Annotated in this window: 15 protein-coding genes; 6 read left to right on the forward strand and 9 right to left on the reverse strand. The window is 59.8% G+C overall.

The window, feature by feature from the left end; translation table 11 throughout:
* Positions 1 to 244: 244 nt before the first annotated feature.
* From K408_RS0135205 to K408_RS0135220, 3 genes are all read right to left on the reverse strand, one after another.
* A complete protein-coding gene (locus tag K408_RS0135205; RefSeq protein WP_006022566.1) occupies positions 245 to 940 on the reverse strand; it encodes a VIT1/CCC1 transporter family protein in 696 nt (231 codons plus the stop codon).
* Positions 941 to 1,538: 598 nt separating this feature from the next.
* Positions 1,539 to 4,769, reverse strand: a complete 3,231-nt coding sequence (locus K408_RS0135215) for an efflux RND transporter permease subunit (protein ID WP_006022564.1) — start codon at positions 4,767 to 4,769, stop codon at positions 1,539 to 1,541.
* A complete protein-coding gene (locus K408_RS0135220; protein WP_006022563.1) occupies positions 4,766 to 6,040 on the reverse strand; it encodes a TolC family protein in 1,275 nt (424 codons plus the stop codon). The genes K408_RS0135215 and K408_RS0135220 overlap by 4 nt, the downstream gene beginning before the upstream one ends.
* A 119-nt stretch (positions 6,041 to 6,159) precedes the next feature.
* Between K408_RS0135220 and K408_RS0135225 the strand changes: the two genes are divergently transcribed.
* Both K408_RS0135225 and K408_RS0135230 read left to right on the forward strand, forming a co-directional pair.
* Entirely contained in the window at positions 6,160 to 6,813 is a 654-nt protein-coding gene (locus K408_RS0135225) for a response regulator transcription factor (RefSeq protein ID WP_024343199.1), read from the forward strand.
* Positions 6,813 to 8,159: a sensor histidine kinase gene (locus K408_RS0135230; RefSeq protein ID WP_006022561.1), complete on the forward strand. Its 1,347-nt coding sequence runs from the start codon at positions 6,813 to 6,815 to the stop codon at positions 8,157 to 8,159. Before K408_RS0135225 ends, K408_RS0135230 begins: the two co-directional genes overlap by 1 nt.
* Before the next feature lie 31 nt (positions 8,160 to 8,190).
* Here K408_RS0135230 and K408_RS0135235 read toward each other — a convergent pair whose 3' ends face one another.
* Positions 8,191 to 8,637 (reverse strand): tetratricopeptide repeat protein, encoded by a 447-nt coding sequence (locus K408_RS0135235; RefSeq protein WP_209612057.1) that lies wholly within the window; start codon positions 8,635 to 8,637, stop codon positions 8,191 to 8,193.
* Between the two features lie 1,630 nt (positions 8,638 to 10,267).
* The gene (locus K408_RS0135240) at positions 10,268 to 10,468 is read right to left on the reverse strand and encodes a hypothetical protein (RefSeq protein ID WP_024343201.1); all 201 of its coding nucleotides are present in this window, start codon (positions 10,466 to 10,468) and stop codon (positions 10,268 to 10,270) included.
* Positions 10,469 to 11,110: 642 nt separating this feature from the next.
* Between K408_RS0135240 and K408_RS39735 the strand changes: the two genes are divergently transcribed.
* The 3 genes from K408_RS39735 (at position 11,111) to K408_RS0135260 (ending at position 11,972) form a co-directional block, all read left to right on the forward strand.
* The gene (locus K408_RS39735; RefSeq protein ID WP_024343203.1) at positions 11,111 to 11,320 is read left to right on the forward strand and encodes a hypothetical protein; all 210 of its coding nucleotides are present in this window, start codon (positions 11,111 to 11,113) and stop codon (positions 11,318 to 11,320) included.
* A 19-nt stretch (positions 11,321 to 11,339) separates the two neighbouring features.
* Complete coding sequence (locus K408_RS43780; RefSeq protein ID WP_051160783.1) at positions 11,340 to 11,546, forward strand: response regulator; 207 nt, start codon at positions 11,340 to 11,342, stop codon at positions 11,544 to 11,546.
* Between the two features lie 132 nt (positions 11,547 to 11,678).
* Positions 11,679 to 11,972: a DUF6894 family protein gene (locus tag K408_RS0135260; protein ID WP_230646536.1), complete on the forward strand. Its 294-nt coding sequence runs from the start codon at positions 11,679 to 11,681 to the stop codon at positions 11,970 to 11,972.
* Between the two features lie 49 nt (positions 11,973 to 12,021).
* On the opposite strand, the gene K408_RS0135265 is transcribed toward K408_RS0135260, so the two are convergent.
* Complete coding sequence (locus K408_RS0135265; protein WP_024343205.1) at positions 12,022 to 12,387, reverse strand: response regulator; 366 nt, start codon at positions 12,385 to 12,387, stop codon at positions 12,022 to 12,024.
* Positions 12,380 to 14,563, reverse strand: coding sequence for a PAS domain-containing sensor histidine kinase (locus K408_RS0135270; protein ID WP_024343206.1), 2,184 nt, complete (start codon positions 14,561 to 14,563; stop codon positions 12,380 to 12,382). Before K408_RS0135270 ends, K408_RS0135265 begins: the two co-directional genes overlap by 8 nt.
* 292 nt (positions 14,564 to 14,855) lie before the next feature.
* Between K408_RS0135270 and K408_RS41640 the strand changes: the two genes are divergently transcribed.
* Positions 14,856 to 15,092, forward strand: coding sequence for a hypothetical protein (locus K408_RS41640; protein WP_024343207.1), 237 nt, complete (start codon positions 14,856 to 14,858; stop codon positions 15,090 to 15,092).
* A 368-nt stretch (positions 15,093 to 15,460) separates the two neighbouring features.
* Here the strand turns inward: K408_RS41640 and K408_RS40605 are convergent, their stop codons facing one another.
* Positions 15,461 to 15,748 carry a response regulator gene (locus K408_RS40605; protein ID WP_051350491.1) on the reverse strand — a complete coding sequence of 96 codons (288 nt, stop codon included), beginning with the start codon at positions 15,746 to 15,748 and terminating at the stop codon, positions 15,461 to 15,463.
* A 246-nt stretch (positions 15,749 to 15,994) separates the two neighbouring features.
* On the reverse strand, positions 15,995 to 16,326 hold a 332-nt coding region (locus tag K408_RS0135280), incomplete at its 5' end, for an integrase core domain-containing protein (protein ID WP_028146141.1).

Here is a 16,326-nt window from a genome sequence, read left to right on the forward strand (position 1 = left end):
CGAACCGAACGCGGAGCTGATATCGGACCAAGTACAAGGTATCCGGTATTTTGCTTCTCCCGGGTCTATGAGGAAATGACTAGCTCTTTCCAAATCTGGGCCGCGTACGCAGTGGCTCTCTCCTAGTCCTGAAGTCCGCGGCATGTGTGATTGGGTACCGCTGGAATACATCGCAGAAAATCCCATTCTGCAGCGATGCAAATATCGAGTGCAAAATCGATTAAAAAATAGAGAGCTCCGCGAACTAGACGGCTCGACCGATGAGGGCACCAATGGTCGCAGTTGAGGCCATGGCGACTGCTCCCCAAAACACGACCCGAAGAGTGGGTTTCCATATGCTGGCGCCGCCAGCGCGAGCGCCGATCGCTCCGAGAACGCCAAGTCCGATGAGGCAGGCAATGGAGACGGTCCAGGTGGCGGTCCAGGCCGGCGACAGGAGAGCGACGGCCAGCGGCAAAGTCGCGCCAGATGCGAAGGTGACCGCCGAAGTGAAAGCCGCTTGAACTGGCTTCGCCATCACATGACTGGTCAGTCCGAGTTCATCCCGCGCATGGGCCCCGAAGGCGTCCTTTGCCATCATCTGCTCGGCGACCTGTCGCGCCAGTTCGGGCGTTACACCACGCTGCTCGTAGATCGCGGCGAGTTCGGCCAGCTCCGCTTCAGGTTGCGTGGCAAGTTCGCGGCGCTCACGCGCCATGTCGGCTTCTTCCGTATCGGCCTGGGAACTGACCGACACATATTCGCCTGCAGCCATCGACATTGCTCCGGCGACGAGCCCCGCTACGCCAGCAACCAGAATTTCGTGGGAAGCGGCGGTCGCGGCGGCAACACCGACGATCAGACTCGATGTTGAAATCAGCCCGTCATTGGCGCCTAGCACCGCTGCGCGAAGCCAACCTATTCGTTCGATCAGATGGTTCTCTTTATGAAGGGCTCGCATGGAACATGGTCCTGAATTACATTTCTAAGGCTTTGTAACGCGGCGCTGAGCACATAGGAAAAGGCGCCTTGCCTTCGAGATCGATCTGGAAACTTGGCCGGTCAGGCTGATCAATGATGCTATCTTCCGATGAAACGCCTACCGTTCCATCGCCACATACGCTGTAGTCCAAAGCCGCATTCAACTTCAATCGCCGGAGTGTTGTCCAGGCCTCTCAACGTGACTTCATTTGCCCTGACACTCATCACCAGATGATATCGTCCGTGGTGCGACATGTAGACCTGATGGAGGCATTTTCCGCTGCTACAAAACGTAAGGCGGTCGCCACATCTGAGTTCATGAAGATGAAGAGCGATGAGACGAACGTTCCCAACGTCAATGAAGCGGCTGAAGCCACGCGTTGTTGTCAATTCATCGCCACATACCTTCCTGTATTTTTGAAGGCCTGCCCGCACTTCCGCCGGCAGGTTTTGCACGTAGAAAGGACTGGGTTGATTGTCATGGACAGGAGAACTTGCGAGCGAGAGGGCCGGCGAGACAAAGAAAAGTGACGTCATAGCGGCTAAGATTGCCACGTCACGGAGCCGATTCGATCTTTTCATGCTGAAACCTCCACTTCCAACGGCTGTTTCTCTCGTTCGACGACGGCTGCGGAGCGGCGCTCCATCCATCGGTAGATCGCCGGCAACAGCAGCAGCGTCAGAACGGTGGACGACAGGACGCCGCCGATGACGACAGTGGCGAGCGGTCGTTGCACCTCCGCTCCCGCGCCCTGTGAAATCGCCATCGGTACGAAGCCGATTCCCGCGACCATGGCGGTCGACAATACCGGACGGAGCCGATCCGTGGCGGCTTGCCGGACTGCCTCGATAACAGGCAGCTTCCGCCGCAACGCATTGATATGATCGATCAGAACGAGACCATTCAGCATCGCGATGCCGGAGACCGCGATAAAGCCGATCGCGGCGGTGATCGAGAATGGCATGTCACGTAGCCAGAGTGCCAGCACGCCACCGGTGATCGCAAACGGAATACCGGTATAGACGACGGCGGCATGACGGACGCTCCCCAACGCCGAATAAACGAGCAAGAAGATCATCAGCAGCGCCGCCGGCACGACGATCATCAGACGGGCTCGGGCCGCTTCTAGCTGACGGAACTGGCCTCCGAACTCGATGCGATAGGATTCAGGCAGCGCAAGCTTGCCGTCGAGGCGTGCACGCGCTGCGGTCACATAACCTTCGATGTCGCTGGTGTTGAGATTGACCATCAAGGCGGCGCGGCGCTTACCATTGTCGTGCAGGATCGGTTCGACCGTTCTCATCTCGCGCAGACTTGCAACGCGGTCCAGCGGCACAAGGCCGGACGCGCCGACGCGCAATGGAAGGGAGAGGATCGATTTTGTGTCCGCGCGTAAGGACTCGGGCATACGAACGACGATCGCGTGTCGATGCTCTCCGTCCGCGATGAAGCCGACCTCGTCCCCACCGATCGCTGACGCAATGGCACGGTTGACCTCGGCGGTTCCCAGCCCCAACCGCACCATCGCGTCGTGATTGATCTCGACCACCACACTGTGGGTGCGGCTGGCCGCTTCGAATGCGGCATTGGCGGTGCCGGGCACGCCTTGCAATTCCTCTCGCGCCTGCGCGGCGAGCCGCTCAAGCACGTCGTAGTCGTCTCCGAATATCTTGACCGACAGATCCGCCCGCGTGCCCTCCAACATTTCGTTGAAGCGCATCTCGATAGGCTGCGCGAAAAGGAATGACTGCTCCGGCGCCAGCGCAGTGGCAGCCTTTTCGATCGCCGCAACCAGCTCGCTCTTGTTGCGCGGCATGTCCGGACCTTGCGGCCATTGGTCGAGCGGCTTGTAGAAGATGTAGAGGTCGTTCTCATTCGGCGGCATCGGGTCGGTCGCAACCGCGCTGGTGCCGATGCGGGAGAAGGTTCGGGTCACTTGCGGAAAGCGACGCAAAATTTCACGCTCGGTTTGCTGCTCGATCTCAAGGCTACGGTCGAGCGACATCCCCACGGGCTTGTAGACCATCGCCGTGATGGAGCCCTCATCGAGGCGTGGCGTAAACTGCGAGCCAAGGGTCAGGAATATCCTCAATGCCACGGCCAACAGGACTGCCGATGGAACGAGAAGGGCAGCGGGATGACGGAGGGCGAAGTCCAGGACGGGACGGTAGCCCCGGATCACGAGGCCGGCGAAGCCACCGTTATGCGTGATGTGGTTGTCGGCGGTTATCTCCGGGAGAGAATCTTCCTTTTCACTGACGCTCGGCTGACGCACCTTCTCGCCTCGTAGCAGCCGGGCGCACAGCGCCGGCACTAGCGTAAAGGTAACGATCAGCGCCGCTGCCAGCGCCAGCATCACGGCTTGCGCCATCGGCTGAAACAGCTTCCCCTCGACGCCGCCCAGGCTGAGTACCGGCACATAAACCAGCGCGATGATGGCCATGCCGAAGAACACGGGCCGCGCCACGCCCCCCGCAGCGTTGATGACGATGCGACGGCGTTCATCGGCCGTCAGCTCGCGCCCCTTGAGGCGCTGTGCCTCGCCCATCAGACGCAATGTGTTTTCCACGACGACGATCGCGCCATCTACGACCAGGCCGAAGTCGAGCGCGCCGAGGCTCATCAGATTGCCCGATATACCGAGCGCATGCATGCCCGAGATCATCATGAGAAAGGCCAGCGGGATGACCGACGCGACGATAAATGCCGCGCGCCAGTTGCCGACCACGATCAGCAATACGACGGCGACCAGCAACGCTCCCTCGCCAAGGTTGCGCTCGACCGTCGCGATGGTGCGATCCACCAATTCTGAACGATCGTACTGAACCTGAAGGATCATGCCTTTGGGCAGCGCGGCGCGCAGGTTCGGCAATTGCGCATCGACGCGCCGGGCAACGTCCCGGCTGTTCTGCCCGACCAGCATCATCACTGTGCCGAGCACGGTTTCCTTGCCGTTGGTGGTCGCGGCGCCATCGCGTGGAGCATGGCCGATGGTCACGGTCGCCAGATCCGCTACAGTCAGCGGCCGCACGCCACCTGCGAATTTCACGGGTAATGCGCGGATCATCTCCGCCGTCGTGACACGCGCTTCGGTTCGGACGGTGAAGCGTTGGCCGTTCTTGGTGATGGTCCCGCCGCCGGCATTGGCGACGTTGGCGCCAACAGCCTGGGCAAGCTCGCTCGGCGTGATGCCCGCTGTCGTGAGCTTCTTCAGATCAGGCTCGATGACAAACTGACGTTCGAGGCCGCCGTTGGAATTGACGTCGGCGACCCCCTCGATCGCGCGCAGCATCGGGCGCACGATATATTCCTGAGCCTCGAACAACTCCATCAGTTGTTGCCGCTCGTCCAAATCGGACGGCGGTTGCGCCCATTCGAGTGTGTAGTACCAGATTTCGCCAAGCCCGGTGGTGATCGGAGCGAGGCGCGGCGATGATCCGGCTGGCAGCATGTCGCGCACTGCGGAAAGCCGCTCGTTGACGAATTGGCGTGCGCGAAGCTGGTCCGTGCCGTCCTGATAGATGAGCGTGACCTGTGACAGTCCGGTCTTGGTGAGCGATCGCATTTCCCGCAGGCCCGGCTGACCACCCATGCTGCGCTCGATGGGCAGCGTCACAAGACGCTCGATTTCCTCTGGCGCCAGGGCAGGAACAGTCGTGTTGATCTGCACCTGCACGCCTGTGATGTCGGGAATGACATCGATTTGCAGATTCACGAAAGACCAGATTCCAAGACCAGCGATCAGCAAAGCGATGATCATCACCGTGGCTGGTCGACCGGTTGTCCATTCCAGAATCCGCCGCGTCATCGGGACACGCCGTCGAAGCTGCGGCCGCCATTGAGCGCCCGAAGTTGAAGCATCGCTTCCATAGCCTCACGTCGCGTGTCGAGCAGAGCCGACAGCGCGTCCAGATACTGGCGCTGCATCTCGACGTAAGTTGCGATCGGGATCGCTCCCTGGCGATAACTATCGGCGGCGGCGGTAGCTGCGGCCGCAAATTTCTCGGTGGCCCCGGCTGGCCAGCCCGCAAGGGCTCGACGCTTCGCCTCGTAGTAGGCTGCCTGTTCGTAAACCTGCCTCGCGATCCGTCGGTTGGCGGCGAGCAGGGCCGCATCGCCCTGGGATTGACGGCTCAACTCCTGTGCGAGGCCAGCAGCCTGGCTATTCCAAAGCGGCAACGTCGTCGTCAGCCGTATGCCGAAATTGGTCTCGCGGCTGTCTGACTTCGCGCGATTGAAGTAGGGACCGACTGAGACGTTCGGCACACGCGCTGCTTGTGCGAGGTCAACGCGCAACCCTTGCTGCTGCAATTGCGCGCGCAGCGACTGAATCTCGAAATTGTTGATGCCAGCTTGTTGCGCCATGCGCTCGACCGACGGAAGGCCGGGCAGCGTGATATCGGGCGGAGCAATGCGGAGCCGCGCTTTGAGCGGCGCGCCGCGAAGTTGATTCAGTTCGTAGACGATCGTGCTGGTCTCGGAATCAGCCATCGCGGCATTTCGCTCCGCCGTGATGGCACCCGCATCCAGAATGGCCGTGTCCAGCGTGGTGGCGATGCCCGCCGGATCCCGCTGCTCCACAACGCGTGCAAGCTCGCGCATCCGCGCGGCAACGTCGCGTGCCGCGGCGGCTTTCCGCTCGGCCGCGAACAAGGCATATCCCAAAGAGCGTGCCCGGCTTGCGAGCGTTGCGTCGAATTGCGCAAGACCGAGCCGCGCCAGCGCGATCTGATGCTCGGCGATGGCGCGACGGAGCGCCCCGCGTCCGGCAAAGTCGAGCGGCTGCATAATCGACAAGCCATATGTCGGCCCGGCGCCTTTCGGTGCACCTGTCAGGCCGTCGGCCATCCGGCGTTCGCCTAACTCGAATGCAGCTTCAGGGTCCGGCAGGCGATCAGCCGCGTCGCGCTCAACACCTGCAAGCCCGATCTGCTGGAAATAAAAGCGTCGTTCGGGGTTACTTGCCACGACGGAATTGGCAAGTGCATCAATCGACAGCACGGCGGCCTGCTGAGCGAAGGCTGGGGTCACCAAGATAATTGTTGATATGCGAACGATTATCAGGAGCAATTTTAACATTGGCACGAGTCTCAACACTGACTTCTAGACGCCTGATTGCCACGCTAGTCTGAACACAAGCTGTCAGCGTAAATGCAGGTTGATCCAGTATCGGACTGCAGCAATCAGGAGACATGACCATTCGCATTCTTCTTGTCGAAGACGATCAGGACATTGGCGCCCGCCTGAAGGAAGGGTTGGCCAGCTTTGGCTTTGTCGTTGAGCATGTGGAAGATGGTGAGCACGCCCTTTCCTTCGCGCTGCAAGAAGAATTCGACGCGATCGTTCTCGATCTCGGTTTACCCGGCCTGTCAGGCATCGAGGTCTTACGGAGGTTGCGACGTACCGGGGCCGCCACACCGGTCCTGATCCTGACTGCGCGCAGCAGCTGGACTGAGAAGGTGGAAGGTCTCAATGCAGGGGCTGATGACTATGTGGCGAAGCCGTTTCACGTCGACGAAGTCGCAGCTCGCCTGCGCGCGCTGATGCGGCGCGTCGCGGGCCAAGCCACCTCCGAATTGCGCCACGGAGATATCGTGCTTGACCCCGTTGCCGGCACCGCCAATGTTGCGGGCCAGCCGATCGAATTGACGGCACAGGAATTTCGCCTGCTCCACCTCTTCCTGCATCGCGTCGGCCGCGTCGTGACGCAAGCCGAGTTGCTCGACCATCTCTACGGCCTGAATGAGGAACGCAGCTCGAATACGATCGAGGTCTATGTCGGTCGGCTGCGACGCAAAATCGGCCGCGATACCATCAGGACCCTGCGCGGTCTGGGCTACAGGTTCGGCTGATGGTCAGAAGTCTGCGCGCCCGGCTGCTGGTTGGCGTTATTCTCACGACCGTGACAGGTATCGCTGTCGCTGGCGTTTCGATTTCCGCGCTGTTCCGGGCGCACGTCACGGAGCTTGTCAATGCCGAGCTGATCGGTCATCTCGACGAGCTCGAAGGTCTGTTGGCCCGCACGGCCGACGGACATGTCGCTCTGGCACAAAGGCTCAGTGATCCGCGCTTCGCGCAGCCCGGGACTGGCTATTACTGGCAGGTGAGCGATCGCAACGGCATCGTCCTACAATCAGCCTCCCTCGAACCGCAACGGCGTTTTCCGCCACCCGCGCGGGGGGCGGATCGGCAGCTTACTCGCTCAGTCGAAGCTGGCCCGGCTGGTGAGCCGATGATCGCATATGAGCGACCGTGGCAGACCGCTGAAAACGGTTACGTGCTTCAAATTGGCGCCGACCAGCGGATCGTCGATGATGTACTGAGACATTTTAATCAGGCGCTGGCCCTGTCACTCGGCACACTGGCAATAGCCCTAATTGGGGCCGGCACGTTGCAGGCCTGGTTTGGTCTGCGTCCCATGCGCCGTCTGCGCGACGCGCTGGGCGACATTCGCGCGGGCAAAGCAGAAACCCTGCCTGGTGACTTCCCGTCCGAAGTTCGGCCGCTGGTCGATGATCTCAACGCTCTGATCGACGCCAATACCCAGATGGTTCGCCGCGCCCGCACGCAGGCGGGCAATCTCGCGCATGGCCTGAAGACACCATTGGCCGTGCTGACGGACGAAGCGCGCCGGCTGCTCGCGAGAGGTGATACCGAGGGCGCCGCGGTCCTGACTCAGCAAACAGGGCGGATGCAGCGCCAGATTGATTTCCAGCTTGCCCGAGCCCGTGCCGCAGCCAACGCCGGCCTGCCTGGCGTCATCACGCAGGTCGAACCTGCCTTCGCATCAATAGCCGCGGCGATGCGGCGGCTCTATGCTCATCGTGAGCTGACGATCGTCCATACAGCCGAGACGGAATTGCTTGCCGCCGTCGATCCCAACGACCTTGACGAGATGGTCGCCAACCTGGTCGATAATGCCTGCAAGTGGGCTCGTGGTGTTGTCTCGATCAAGGCTACGCGCGATACCCCGACGGGGCAGCTCCTTATTACGATCGTTGATGACGGGCCAGGCATCCCGGCTGATGCACTAAACCGCGCGTTCGCCCCAGGCGAGCGGCTCGACGAGGCCAAACCGGGAAGCGGGCTCGGACTCGCAATCGTCCGCGATCTCGCCACACTGCACGGCGGCTCTGTCGAACTATCCAATGGCAGAAATGGAGGCCTTCACGCGGAGTTGCGGCTCCCATCAGCCTGACAAGTTCAACGGCGTCTAGGTTGGGCGAGTTTCATCGTGGCCGCGTCGTCCGCGCACCATTCGACCTGAGCGATTCGGCGCGCTCGAAATCAGCATCCGCGCCGCTCTGATCTCCAGCGTTCGCTTTCATCGTTCCGCGTTCGAACAAGAAGGTCGGATTCTTCGGATCAGCCTTGATGACCAGATCATAATCCGCGATGGCACGATCAAAGAGTCCTTTACGCCCGAGTGCCTTCCCGCGATTATAATAGGCACCGAGGTAGTCAGTCCTCAGTTGTACGGCGCGATCGAAATCAGAAATCGCGCGATCAAGCTCTCCCTTGCTCATTAAAGCAACGCCTCGGTTGTTGAGCGCGACATAGTAGTCGGGGGACAAACGAAGTGCTCGATCGTAATCCTCCATGGCACGGTCGATATCTCCACTCGACCGCAGCGCGACACCGCGATTGTTATAAGCCGCCGCCAACTGGGTGATCATCCGCTCGCCTGCCTGGATAACCGCTGTGCATCCCCGGATCGAGCGATCGGGTACGATTTCGGCCGCATGCACGCACGAGTCCCAATCCTCGTCGCTCAAAGCTGATGTGGGCGACGAGTTAATTGCAAAGTACGCAATAAATATCGTTGTGCTCAATAACGTAAGAGCACAACGCTTCCAGCGGGTGGTTCGCGCTAGGATCGATGCAGTTCGTGTTCTCGTATACAGCGGCGTAATGCAAATGAGCAAAGAGTAGCCTCAAGTACGTGCATTATATTATTCCCAGTTTGTTCTCTAACAATCCTGTCTGAATTTTCCCTGACAATCGACGTTTGAGACATCCGATCTGGTCGCTTCCCGAACGAGAGTACACCCGTCGAGTGCTATAGAGATTACCAAGCGAGCGCCGTGCGTGCCATCCGACAGGGACAGATCCAAGACTCCCGGACTAAGCCTCAGTCTGGTAGCATGAAGACATCAGCGGTGTTTGATGTACTAGCAGCGGCAATCGACGGGACGGGATGGATCCGGACTCGGTCACGGGAGGGCAACGAGGAGCCGCTATCCGGAAGAAATCGTCCTGCAAGAATTGAACATCGCGCTCTGCGGCGCTGCCAACTTGAATGACCTCTGAAATATCTGGAGGTCAATACGGCGAATTGCTCTGCAACGGCGCTCCGCAAATATGCAAGATATCAACCTAATATTAAGTTGGCGCGCCACTCAGAACAAAACTACGAATTTATATGTAATTGAAGTCGCAGTCTAATTCTACTCTTCTTGAGCGCACCAGTTGCTTAGGGGGGACGCCTTTCGTCCGTCGGGAGTTCGAGTCGGGGCGCGCTACCGCCTTTCCTCACCCCGGCGGAGCCAATGATACATCAACCAATCTTCTGCGCAGGCAGCTCGTCGAAAGCTGCTTCACGTGTTCAGCGAGAGGAAGGGGATAGTCGTGAGCAGGTCATGCGAAGCAGGTGGTATCAATCTTGGCCATTGAAGCAGGTGGTATCAATCTTGGCCTTTATCGGCACGTCCGCGCGGCTGCGGCGCGGCGATGGCTGATCTGAGGTCGTTCTCTTTGGCTCCGAACCCAAAATGGTGTCCAGGAAAGGATTGGGGCCAAATCCATCGAATTGCAGCAAAAACAACTACTTATTAAGTCCGCTCGTTTATCGTTTGTACCACTGGGCTGTGCTTCTGTCGACACTGCTCAGATCGCCACGCCGCGCGCTCTGCTAAGCGGGGCCGACCAGCAGACAGTCCCCGGTAGTCTAGACGAATGCGCCCCTATGCTCCGTTAGCACGGGATCGACGCCCAGCGGATCGCTCCGCGGGCCGCCAAAGTGCCGACTTCATCGCCGCCATGAGGCGGACCAGAAGAGCCGGGAATTGCCGTTCCGTACGCACGCCAGCCACTGATGACCAGTGTTTTTCCTATCCCGGCTCAAACCATAATTTGCGAACCTTGCGGCCTTAGCAAACCTGCAGCGAGGGAGATGGTTTTTATCCAAATCCGCCTGGTTCGCGCCATGTATTGCGACTGGTCTGCTCTCATGAGCGGACCAGTTCCTGATCCACGCGGAAGGACAGCTAAGGGCCAATAGCCGATTTTCACTCGCGTCCACTCCTCTCAGGACAGAGAAGCGGACTCCTCCAATTTCGGCCAGGGTACGAAGGGATGGCTTCCGAGAAACAGCGATGGAAGCGGCTGCCGCAACAGCGCCTCCGAAAGGGCTAACTGATTGCGCCCTCGGGCAATCATCTCTGCTTCGAATGATGCAACGAGGCGCCGGCGATTGATATGGTCGGTCATGATCTTGAGCGTGCCCAACACAGCGCGTCTCCCTCGAGTAGCAGGCGGGAGCGCGAACATCTCTCAGGCACCGACGCCTACGGGCAGAGCCTCAGCCGGTGACAGAGGGAAACTAACACAGATTAATTTGGTTCCACAGCCGTTTGGCGTCACGGCTGGCGGTTGCCGCGACGAGCCTTGCTTTCCGCCCGCTCCATGGCACTTTCGAGGACAGCGCGCCTGAGCTCCGATCGCTCAAATCCGCACTCTTCAACGAGCAGATGGCGCTCGCGCTGGAGTGCCTGGCTATCTGCAATGGCGCGTCTGGCGCGATCTGCGAGTTCGTCCACGCCGCAGAGCGTGCGCCTATTGCAGCGCATCTCCAATAACTTGAATTAGCAATTCTCCCTCAGGCGAGGCCCACCACTCGTTGGGAAATGGCTCCAGCGGAATCTCGACTTGGTTGTCGTTCGCAGGGTGCGGGAGCGGAATACGGCCAGTACGCGATAGCAGGCTCCCGCTCATCCCAGTAGCGGCGAAAAGACAGCGCGATTGCCTTCCATGACAGGCGTTGTTGGACTGGTGGGCGCTCCCCGCTAGAGCAGATGAGTCTCCGTTGACGGCGCCGGCTCTTCAGCTCCATATTGTCGAAAGTAGGTTGTCGAGCTCTTGAGAAGCCGGATGACGCTGTCGGATCGCGTGAAGTCGACTATGGAAGTCGTGTTGGAAGAGACGTGCCGTGAGCTTCCGAACGGCGGTGACCATGAGAGCCGGAAGGTCATTGCTGAACAGCTTCTTGCAGTTGCCGAAGCGGGGCACACCACCCTGGAGGAGCTGCGGGCTGCTGCGCTGCGTGTATTCCCCAGCGCAGCAAAGATCACTCGACAATAGAAGCCATTGGAGACGGCTTGTGGCTTCGGTGCTGCTTGTTGAGGATGAAGCACTCATCCAGATGATGATAGCCGACGTGCTCGCAGAGCTGGGCCACACCGTTGTGGCCGAAGCCAGTGATCTGGCCACCGCCCTGGAGCTCGCCAACAACGCCAATATGATTGCGCTGTGGTGGATGTTTTGCTTGGCCGCACTAGCAGGTCGCGGCGGTCCTCGCCGAGCGTAAGATCCCGTTCGCCTTTGCGAGTGGCTACGGGGCTGACGGAATGCCGGACGGATTTCAGGATCGCCCGCTTCTCACCAAACCTTTTCAGATAGATCAGCTCGAACGCTGTAAAGCCAGGCTTGTGGATCGAGGGTGAATGCGGAACGGCTAGCAAACAAGGACGTTGCGAAAGTACCTTTGAAGTTGGGGTCATTCGCGATGCCGCGCTATTGCCTCAATGTTACTCACGAACACACGGAGGTTGATCGCATCGGCGAGGAATTGCCGGACAAGCACGCGGCGTGGAAAGAAGCGACCGTAGTGGCGGGGCAGACGCTGCAGGGTATTGATGGAAAGCTGGTGCCCGGCAGGAATGGCGGATGGAGGTCTGACGAGTTTCAAAACACTCCCTTTATCCTGCACATCAACGCCGAGAAGCCGGACTGATGGATCGAGCGACCTGGTGGTGGAATGAAGTGCTTGATCCGTGGCGGGCTTAGGAACGCGATAGAAGCGTCCGCAACTTTTCATTCAATTGGTCTATGGAGAAGGGCTTACCAATCGCGGGGGCACCCTTGAACTCCTCGTCGAGGGGGGGTGCCCCGTAGCCCGTGCTGAATAGGAACGGAATCCCCCGCTCGCGTAAGACGCGAGCCACCGGGAAAACAAGCTCTCCAGCCAAGTTGACATCCAGAAGGGCCAGATCGAATGAGCCGGTCGTCGCCAACTCGCATGCCGTATTGAGATGAGCCGCAGAGGCAACAACCTTAAGGCCCAATTCCTCCAGCATGTCTTCGATCATAAGGGCGACCAAGCCCTCGTCCTCGACGAGGAGAACCCTGGCGGCCGATACTTCAGACATTGGTGGACGTGACCCTAATGGGAAACTTCATGCGGCAGCGCGTACCCTCCGCCTCGAACACCAGGTCGAACTCGCCGGCGAGATCATGTTCGACGCAACGCTCCATCAGCCGCGTGCCGAACCCGCGCCGCTTAGGTGGCGCAACCGGGGGACCTCCGCGTTCGCTCCATTCGCATGCTAACATGAATTGAGCCCGTTCGCCGTCGACGACCCTCCAGACGAGCGACACGGATCCACCCGGTACAGATAGGGAGCCGTACTTTGCCGCGTTCGTCAAAAGCTCGTTGAGCACCATGGTGACGCTTAGCGCCGTGCGCGCGTCTAGATGGACGTTCGGCCCGCCCGTGACAACCCGACCGCCGGAGACCGGCGCGACGATATCGTGGACCATTTGCTCGAACGGGGCATCTTGCCAATTTCGTCTTGTCAGAAGGTCATGGGCACGCGCGAGGGCCAACAGCCGTCCTGTAAAAGTCGGCAGAAATTCCTGCAGATCGGCAGCATGGCGGGCGGTCTGGCTCGCGAGGGACTGTACAGTGGCAAGCGTATTTTTGACACGGTGGTTCAGCTCGTCGATGAGCACCTTCTGGGCATTCTCTGCCAGCTTACGCTCACTGATGTCGACGAGCATGTTGATGGCGCCGACCAAGTTTCCGTCCGCGTCGCGCAGCGGCGTCGGATAAGGAATGAAAGGCACGCGTTTGCCGTCCGGACGCTCGGCAATGGCCTCCGCCCCGCGAACCGAGCGATTTTCACGCAGCGCGACAGCCATTGGACATTCATCGTGCGGCAGAGGCGAACCGTCGGGCCAATAGAGTTTCCAGGTTACGCACCATTCATCGCCAGGCTGGGGGGTTCTACCCGCCATCTCGACCGCGGCGCGATTGAAGAAATTGATCCGGCCCTCTGCATCGGTGGTGTAGATCGCCGCGGGCAGAGCCTCAAGGAGATCGCGCATGCGCTGCTCGCCTTCACGCAGTCGATCCTCCAGCTGCTTTGTGGCGGTGACGTCCTGGGCAACACGCACGCCATAGAGGAAGCGACCACTCGGGTCGCGCACCGACGAACTCGATATATCGAGATGGCGTACCGAGCCGTCGGGCCGCAGAGCACGCTTGCGGATCGTGTAGTTCTCGACCTCGCCGCGCACCTGAGCTGCATAGAGTTCGGCGTCCTTTGCCCGGTCATCCGGATCGGTGTAGTCGAGGAACGTCATTCTGAGCAATTCATCGCGTGAGCGCCCAGTTATTCCACAAAGTGCATCGTTCACCCGCAAGAAGCGGCCGCTCTCGTCTGCCTCCGATATGCCGACGATTGCAGCCTCGTACGTTGCCGCAAGTCGGGCATCACTGGCCTGCCGTGCTTCGTTGGCAGCCTGCAATTCCGTGACGTCGAGGGTGAAGCAACGTGTGTTGACGAACTTGCCGTCGACAAATCGGCTGTTTGACGTAATCAGTACATGCTTCACCGAGCCGTCGCGCGCCCGCAACCGCGCGGGATAACGTTCGAGCGGCTGGCCGCAGGAAAGGCGCTGAAGGATGTCGCCGATCACGGGAGCGTCCGCATGAAACTCCGCGATGTGACGGCCAATGTACTCCTCTGGGCTGTACCCGAGCAGAGCCAGCTCGGCTCTGTTTGCACGAAGGATGATGCCTTCGCCGCTGACGATATGAAGACCGACCGCGCTGTTCTCGAAGAAGTCCTCCAGGTCCCGCGTTTTCTGTCGAACCTCTTCTTCGATCCGCTTTCGTTCAGTGATGTCTTGAAAGCAGTTGATGGCGCCCTGGATGACGCCCGAGTGGTCGCGCAACGCTCGGATGTTGACCAGGGCCGTAAAGCGAGAGCCGTCCGGCCGCGCCATGATGACTTCGGCGTTGCGCGTGGGCGTTCCAGCCCGAACCGCCGTGGCCATGGGACAATCGCTGTGGGCCAGCGGACTTCCGTCGAGAAGGTAGAGTTGGTGCGAACCGCAGAATCGTTCCTTTCTGGCAGGGTTGGGGGTCCTGCCCCACAATTGCACCGCCTCGGTGTTGTAGGCGACCAGCAATCCCTCGGCATCGCAAAGGTAAACCGCCCCAGGAATGGCATCCAGCGCGGCTTGGCCGGCTGCCACCAGCGCCTCGAACTCCGTCGGTTGACGACGGGAGGAGAGCGGAAATTCCTCGACATTGGACATAGGGTAAGCTCTCGGGGCGAGAGGAGGCCCAACGCCGGGCCGCTGTTCGGGAGGAGATTGGCAGACACCCCCGTTGGCCAGCCAACAAGCCAGAACGCCTAAGAACGTCGATGGTTCCCTTCTACCTCAACGGCTGGGCGATGGGTAGGCACCCACTGAAGCTTTGACCATCGACCCTCGGTCTTGAGGGCAGGCTGTGAGTTCCAATGCTCGTTCCGCGGAGGAACCTAAGTCGAACGTCGCGCGTTGGATGTCAAGACTGCCAGGCGGGGGAGTTCGGGGAGATTCCGTTATGCGGCGCCGCATCAAGCAATCCATTCCTTTTAGTCAGCGGCTCGCGGATGAAGCTGCAAAATTTCGGAAAGCCGCTGAAGAGTTGCCGCCCGGCACTACACGAGAGCTGCTGATGAAGCGGGTTAGGCAGGCTGAAGCCGCACTGCAAATCAATGACTGGCTGGCCACGCCCGGCTCAGCGCCACCCTCTGCGCTTGAGCAACTCAACGCGAGAACGACGCGCGACATCCCATGAAGCTGCACGGTGGTGACCTCAAGGGACCGGAATGTGACTACGCAGCGAAAGTCGTCGCATCCCGGCGCTGGAATGAGTCAGGCCGATGCGGATAAGCGCGTCGAAGACGTCCTGACTCCAGTGAAGGCTGATATTGATACCGCGCGCAAGGCAATAGCGTCTCTTGCCTTCTGGCTGACTGCAGCACTGCCTCGCGGCGACGAGGGCGGCAGTCTCCGTGATAGTACCCGGCATCTGCGGCATTGAAATCAAGGAAGATACCGCGCCCATTCTGCTTTGGCTGATCGGAATCCCGATCCCCCTGAGAGCTGCATCCAAACGAGAGAATTGCGTCGTCAGGGCGGCTGGTTGTGCGGAAGCGGAGTTGGTCACTTCTCGTCGAGTATCTTCCGGACTTTCTCGGCCAATGCCCGAAAGGTAAACGGCTTGCTGATGAGATTGACGCCGGCAACGAGGCGGCCGTCGTGGACTATTGCATTGCGCGTGTAGCCTGTTGTGAATAGAACCTTGGTCGCGGGATGCAGCCTCTTTGCGTGATCAGCAATGTTTTTGCCGTGAAGCCTATCCGGCAGAACAACATCGGTAAAAAGCAGATCAATGGACCGAGAGGATTCAAGAAGAGCTAGAGCTGACGCCGCATCGGCCGCTTCAAACACTTGGTATCCGAGGTCACGGAGAACTCCGCAGGAATACGCCCGCAAGTCGTCATGGCTTCGACAACCAATATAGCTTCGTTGCCACCTAACATTGTTACAGTCGGTGAAAGGCGGTTTACCTGCTTATCGGCGGCGTCGGTCTGGGATCGAGGAAGATAGATCTTAACCGCTGTGCCATGACCCAATTCACTATAGATCCTGATGTGCCCTCCCGTTTGTCGGACGAAGTGGTCTGAGCCCCTCGCTTCATCCAGCAATGGAAAGAGTCCCGGTTGAATATGAGCCCAAGGGGCTCGGTGAAGCAACGGGGCGGGGCGCGGAGCCCTCGGCATAGCGCAGCGTCCCGTCCCGTTGCGGCCCAAGAGCGTTGCGTTTGGCGTATTCGGTCGGCGTGAGGTTGCCCAGGGCGCTGTGCGGCCGGGCGTTGTTGTAGTCGTCTTTCCAGGCGGCCAGCACGGCTCGCGCCTGTGCGAGCGAAGTGAACAGCGTCTCATTGAGGAGTTCATCGCGCAGGCGGGCGTTAAAGCTCTCGATGAAGGCATTCTGGGTCGGTTTGCCGGGCGCGATGTAGTGCCACT

It is taken from the genome of Bradyrhizobium sp. in8p8, assembly GCF_000426845.1.
Taxonomy (GTDB): domain Bacteria; phylum Pseudomonadota; class Alphaproteobacteria; order Rhizobiales; family Xanthobacteraceae; genus Bradyrhizobium; species Bradyrhizobium japonicum_C.

Excerpts from the sequence above, each read along its gene's own strand:
- K408_RS0135205 (WP_006022566.1), bottom strand. The coding sequence starts at position 940 with ATGCGAGCCCTTCATAAAGAGAACCATCTGATCGAACGAATAGGTTGG.
- K408_RS0135215 (WP_006022564.1), bottom strand. The coding sequence starts at position 4,769 with ATGACGCGGCGGATTCTGGAATGGACAACCGGTCGACCAGCCACGGTG.
- K408_RS0135220 (WP_006022563.1), bottom strand. The coding sequence starts at position 6,040 with ATGTTAAAATTGCTCCTGATAATCGTTCGCATATCAACAATTATCTTG.
- K408_RS0135230 (WP_006022561.1), top strand. The coding sequence starts at position 6,813 with ATGGTCAGAAGTCTGCGCGCCCGGCTGCTGGTTGGCGTTATTCTCACG.
- K408_RS0135235 (WP_209612057.1), bottom strand. The coding sequence starts at position 8,637 with ATGATCACCCAGTTGGCGGCGGCTTATAACAATCGCGGTGTCGCGCTG.
- K408_RS39735 (WP_024343203.1), top strand. The coding sequence starts at position 11,111 with ATGACGCTGTCGGATCGCGTGAAGTCGACTATGGAAGTCGTGTTGGAA.
- K408_RS0135265 (WP_024343205.1), bottom strand. The coding sequence starts at position 12,387 with ATGTCTGAAGTATCGGCCGCCAGGGTTCTCCTCGTCGAGGACGAGGGC.
- K408_RS0135270 (WP_024343206.1), bottom strand. The coding sequence starts at position 14,563 with ATGTCCAATGTCGAGGAATTTCCGCTCTCCTCCCGTCGTCAACCGACG.
- K408_RS41640 (WP_024343207.1), top strand. The coding sequence starts at position 14,856 with ATGCGGCGCCGCATCAAGCAATCCATTCCTTTTAGTCAGCGGCTCGCG.